General features: G+C 65.2%; 3 protein-coding genes. 1 reads left to right on the top strand and 2 read right to left on the bottom strand.

The features are described 5' to 3' along the window. Nucleotides 1-18: 18 nt before the first annotated feature. Both POF53_RS25785 and POF53_RS25780 read right to left on the bottom strand, forming a co-directional pair. Nucleotides 19-651: a TetR family transcriptional regulator gene (locus POF53_RS25785; RefSeq protein ID WP_110734940.1), complete on the bottom strand. Its 633-nt coding sequence runs from the start codon at nucleotides 649-651 to the stop codon at nucleotides 19-21. 122 nt (nucleotides 652-773) lie between these two features. Next, on the bottom strand, nucleotides 774-1,229 hold the full coding sequence (locus POF53_RS25780; protein WP_203648138.1) for a phage infection protein: 456 nt from the start codon (nucleotides 1,227-1,229) through the stop codon (nucleotides 774-776). A 317-nt stretch (nucleotides 1,230-1,546) separates the two neighbouring features. On the opposite strand from POF53_RS25780, the gene POF53_RS25775 reads away from it, so the two are divergent. Beyond that, on the top strand, nucleotides 1,547-3,613 hold the full coding sequence (locus tag POF53_RS25775) for an AsmA family protein (protein ID WP_498970026.1): 2,067 nt from the start codon (nucleotides 1,547-1,549) through the stop codon (nucleotides 3,611-3,613). Nucleotides 3,614-3,634 lie beyond the last annotated feature (21 nt).

Raw genomic sequence — 3,634 nt, 5'->3', positions numbered from 1 at the left:
CCGATCTGGGCGAAAGCGTCAGCCGGGATTACCCAGCCCCTGCCAGTGCCGCGCGCCGACGAAGATGAAGCGCAACTGCTGGGTGATCTTTTCCTGCGGTGTCAGCGCCTGTGGATGACCCGGCTCGGGACTGTCGATCAGTTCGGGCAAGGTGGCGAACACGGTCTTGACCACCAGGTCGGCCATTACCGCCAGGGCGGCGCCGTCCAGGTGCTGCCAGCGCGGCATGCGCGCCAGGTCCGTGGCCAGGTCGCTGCTGATGTCCTGGCGCAGGCGGGCGATGGCCTGGCGTACCGGTTGCGAGCCGCCATATTGCTCGCGGGCTAGGAACAGGAACTGCGCCCGGTGGGCGATGACCACGTCGAGGAAGATGCGCACCGAGGCGTCGGTGATGCCGCCCAGTTCGAATTCATTCTGGCGCACCAGGCGAATGGTCTGGCGGAAGGTGGTGTCCACCTCGGCGACCAGGGCCAGGCCCAGGGCATCCATGTCGGGGAAGTGGCGGTAGAAGCCGGTGGGCACGATGCCCGCGGCCTTGGCCACCTCGCGCAGGCTGATGCTGCCGAAGCCACGGCCGCTCTCCATGAGCAGGCAGGCGGCATCCAGCAGGGCCTGGCGGGTTTGTAACTTCTGTTCGGCGCGCGGCAGCATGGGACAGGATTCTATGACTGTACGACTGGGCATTCTGGATAAAAAAACAAAGCCCGGTCAATGGACCGGGCTTGGAGGGGAGCAGGCGCAGTGGGGCGGGTTGTTGTTTTCGGCCATGGCGATCAGCTCACACGGCTGAGTTCGACCAGACGATCCGAGCCACCTTCGGCTACACGGTTGTTGCGTTCGTTGAGGCGATCGGCGCCACCTTCTGCGACACGGTCATTGCGTTGGATCAGGCGATCGGAGCCCCCTTCGGCGACGCGGTCATTGCGTTGGATCAGGCGATCGGAGCCGCCCTCGGCAACGCGGTCGTTGCGTTCGATCAGGCGATCCGAGCCACCTTCGGCGACACGGTTGTTACGTTCGAGCAGGCGCTCGGAACCGCCTTCGGCCAGGCGGCCTGCGCGTTCCTGCAGGCGCTCGGCGCCACCTTCTGCCAGAGTGTTCAGCGGTTGGCTGACGGCGGCGGCGCTGGAGCGCGATTCAGCGCTCAGGTGCTGGTCTTCGGCTGGCAGGGCGAAGGCGTTGGCGGCAAGTACGGACAGGGTCAGGCTCAGCAGCAGATGGCGTTTCATGATTCGGTGCTCCTCGGGGGGGCTGGAAAGTGGGTACGAAGCCAATGCTACGCCTGGTAACTCCAGAGAAAAGTTCATCAGGATAATGGTAACAATCGACGGGATTGATACTGTGCGCGGAAGGCTCTGAATCAATGTTTTCAGGTGTTTTGCAAGCGCTGAGGCACGCTTGATCCCCGGTAACACTGCCGCTGTCCATGGACGAAAAGCTGAGAAAGGCGTCAGGAAAATCCTGGTTATCATGGCGCACGGATTAAACCCGGCGGTTTTTCATCAGTCCGACATAATGAGTGCCATGCAGTCAGGAGAACCATGCAATGACGCGCCCTGCCAGAATCCTCATCTGGACCTTCGCCACCCTCGCCACCCTGCTGGCGATCCTGGTGGTGGTGATCGCCACTTTCGACTGGAACCGCGTCAAGCCGCTGCTTAACGAGAAAGTCTCCGAAGCCCTGCACCGGCCCTTCGCGATCAACGGCAACCTCGCCGTGCACTGGCGCACCGAGCCCGAGGAAGGCGGCTGGCGCGCCTTCGTGCCGTGGCCGCACTTCACCGCCGAAGACCTCACCCTGGGCAACCCCGATTGGCTCAAGGCGCCGCATATGGTCGCCCTGGAGCGCGTGGACTTTCGCCTGGCGCCGTTGCCGCTGATCGTCCAACGCATCAGCATTCCGCGCATCGACCTGGTCAAGCCCAGCGCCAGCCTTGCCCGGCAGGCCGATGGCCGGGCCAACTGGGTGTTCGATTTCGGGCCCAAGGACGAGAACGAAGAGCCGTCGAAGTGGGTGTTGGACATCGGCGCCATTGGTTTCGACCAAGGCAACGTCAGCTTCGACGACCAGACGCTGAAGACCAGCATGAAGGTGCAGGTCGATCCGCTGGGCAAGCCGATCCCGTTCAGCGACATCGTTGGCAAGGCCTGCGCCGAGAAGGCCGGCAATGCCCAGGACTACGCCTTCGGTTTCAAGGCCCAGGGCCGCTACAAGGGCCTGGCGGTGGCCGGCACCGGCAAGATCGGCGGCCTGTTGGCGCTGCAGGACACCAGCCAGCCGTTTCCGCTGCAGGCCGACGTGCGTATCGGCGACACCCGGGTCGCGCTGGCCGGGACCCTGACCGATCCACGCAACCTCGGCGCCCTCGACCTGCGCCTGAAGCTTTCCGGCAGCAGCCTGGGCAACCTCTACCCGCTGACCGGCGTGACCTTGCCCGATACGCCGCCGTACGCCACCGATGGTCATCTGACCGCCAACCTGCATGCCGCCGAGGGTGCGCAGTTCCGCTACGAAGGCTTCAACGGCAAGATCGGCGACAGCGACATCCACGGCGACCTGGCCTTCGTCGCCAGCCAGCCCCGGCCGAAGCTCTCCGGCAACCTGGTGTCCAACCAGCTGCTGTTCAAGGACCTGGCGCCGCTGATCGGCGCCGATTCCAACAGCGAGCAGAAGGCCCGCGGCGGCGCCAGCAAGCAGCCGGCCGGCAAGGTGCTGCCGGTCGAAGAGTTCCGCACCGAGCGCTGGCGGGCCATGGATGCCGATGTGACCTTCGCCGGCAAGCGCATCGTGCACAGCGAGAAGCTGCCGTTCAACGACCTGTCCGCCCATGTGATCCTCGAGGACGGCCTGCTGCGCCTGGAGCCGCTGCGCTTTGGCGTAGCCGGCGGCAACCTCGATTCCAACATCCGCCTGGACGGACGCAGCGCGCCGTTGCAGGGCCGCGCCCGGCTGACCGCGCGTGGCTTCAAGCTCAAGCAGCTGTTCCCCAGCTTCGCGCCGATGCAGACCAGCTTCGGTGAACTCAACGGCGATGCCGACATCAGTGGCCGGGGCAACTCGGTGGCGGCACTGCTGGGCACTTCCAGCGGGGATCTGCGCCTGCTGATCAATGATGGCGCGATCAGCCGCAGCCTGATGGAGATCGCCGGGCTCAACGTCGGCAACTACGTGGTCGGCAAGCTGTTCGGCGATGAAGATGTGAAGATCAACTGCGCCGCGGCGGACGTCGGGATCAAGGATGGCCTGGCCACCACCCGCTTGTTCGTCTTCGACACCGAGAACGCGATCATCTACATCAACGGCACGGCCAACTTCGCCAGTGAGCAACTGGACCTGAAGATCACCCCCGAGTCCAAGGGCCTGCGTCTGTTCTCGTTGCGTTCGCCGTTGTATGTGCGTGGGCCGTTCGCCAAGCCGAGTGCCGGCGTGCAGGCTGTGCCGCTGGCGCTGCGTGGCGCGGGGATGGTGGCGCTTGGCGTGGTGGCCGGGCCGGCGGCGGGGCTGCTGGCGCTGATCGCGCCGAGCAGCGGGGATGAGCCGAACCAATGCACGCCGTTATTGCAGCAGATGCGCGCCGGCAAGGCGCCAGCGGCGGCCGGCAAAGGTCATTGAAGTTCGTGGGGGGGGGGGGGG

The organism is Mitsuaria sp. RG, from assembly GCF_028369275.1.
Taxonomy (GTDB): Bacteria; Pseudomonadota; Gammaproteobacteria; order Pseudomonadales; family Pseudomonadaceae; genus Aquipseudomonas; species Aquipseudomonas peradeniyensis.
Note: the sequence above shows the minus strand (reverse complement) of the source record. Positions and strands in the feature narration are given on the sequence as shown.

Bases quoted from the DNA above. Each gene is read 5' to 3' on its own strand.
- POF53_RS25775 (WP_498970026.1), top strand. From the start codon at position 1,547: ATGACGCGCCCTGCCAGAATCCTCATCTGGACCTTCGCCACCCTCGCC.
- POF53_RS25785 (WP_110734940.1), bottom strand. From the start codon at position 651: ATGCTGCCGCGCGCCGAACAGAAGTTACAAACCCGCCAGGCCCTGCTG.
- POF53_RS25780 (WP_203648138.1), bottom strand. From the start codon at position 1,229: ATGAAACGCCATCTGCTGCTGAGCCTGACCCTGTCCGTACTTGCCGCC.